General features: G+C 43.4%; 1 protein-coding gene. It reads left to right on the forward strand.

The genetic code is table 11. The features are described 5' to 3' along the window. Positions 1–2: 2 nt before the first annotated feature. A complete protein-coding gene (gene tuf, locus DPV85_RS09875) occupies positions 3–1187 on the forward strand; it encodes an elongation factor Tu (RefSeq protein WP_049383876.1) in 1185 nt (394 codons plus the stop codon). Positions 1188–1236 lie beyond the last annotated feature (49 nt).

The following is a 1236-nucleotide window of genomic DNA, read 5'->3' on the forward strand; positions in this document are numbered from 1 at the left end:
AAATGTCTAAAGAAAAATTTGAACGTACAAAACCGCACGTAAACGTGGGTACAATCGGCCACGTTGACCACGGTAAAACAACTTTAACAGCAGCAATCACAACCGTATTAGCAAAACACTACGGTGGTGCAGCTCGTGCATTCGACCAAATCGATAACGCGCCAGAAGAAAAAGCGCGTGGTATCACCATCAACACATCACACGTTGAATACGATACTCCAACTCGTCACTACGCACACGTTGACTGCCCAGGACACGCGGACTATGTTAAAAACATGATTACCGGTGCGGCGCAAATGGACGGTGCAATCTTAGTAGTAGCAGCGACAGATGGTCCTATGCCACAAACTCGTGAGCACATCTTATTAGGTCGCCAAGTAGGTGTACCTTACATCATCGTATTCTTAAACAAATGCGACATGGTAGATGACGAAGAGTTATTAGAATTAGTAGAAATGGAAGTTCGTGAACTTCTTTCTCAATATGACTTCCCAGGTGACGATACTCCAATCGTACGTGGTTCTGCATTACAAGCATTAAACGGCGTTGCAGAATGGGAAGAAAAAATCCTTGAGTTAGCAAACCACTTAGATACTTACATCCCTGAGCCAGAGCGTGCAATTGACCAACCGTTCCTTCTTCCAATCGAAGACGTGTTCTCAATTTCAGGTCGTGGTACAGTAGTAACAGGTCGTGTTGAGCGTGGTATCATCCGTACTGGTGATGAAGTTGAAATCGTTGGTATCAAACCAACAACTAAAACAACAGTAACTGGTGTTGAAATGTTCCGTAAATTACTTGACGAAGGTCGTGCAGGTGAAAACATCGGTGCATTATTACGTGGTACCAAACGTGAAGAAATCGAACGTGGTCAAGTATTAGCGAAACCAGGTTCAATCACTCCACACACTGATTTCGAATCAGAAGTTTACGTGTTGTCAAAAGATGAAGGTGGTCGTCACACTCCATTCTTCAAAGGTTACCGTCCACAATTCTATTTCCGTACAACTGACGTAACTGGTACAATCGAGTTACCAGAAGGCGTGGAAATGGTAATGCCTGGTGATAACATCAAGATGACAGTAAGCTTAATCCACCCAATCGCGATGGACCAAGGTTTACGTTTCGCAATCCGTGAAGGTGGCCGTACAGTAGGTGCTGGTGTTGTTGCGAAAATCATCAAATAATTGATGTATTAACTGTAACAAGTTAGATTAAGAAGGCGTATCGAAAGAT

Source organism: Haemophilus parainfluenzae, from assembly GCF_003252725.1.
Lineage (GTDB): Bacteria > Pseudomonadota > Gammaproteobacteria > Enterobacterales > Pasteurellaceae > Haemophilus_D > Haemophilus_D parainfluenzae_L.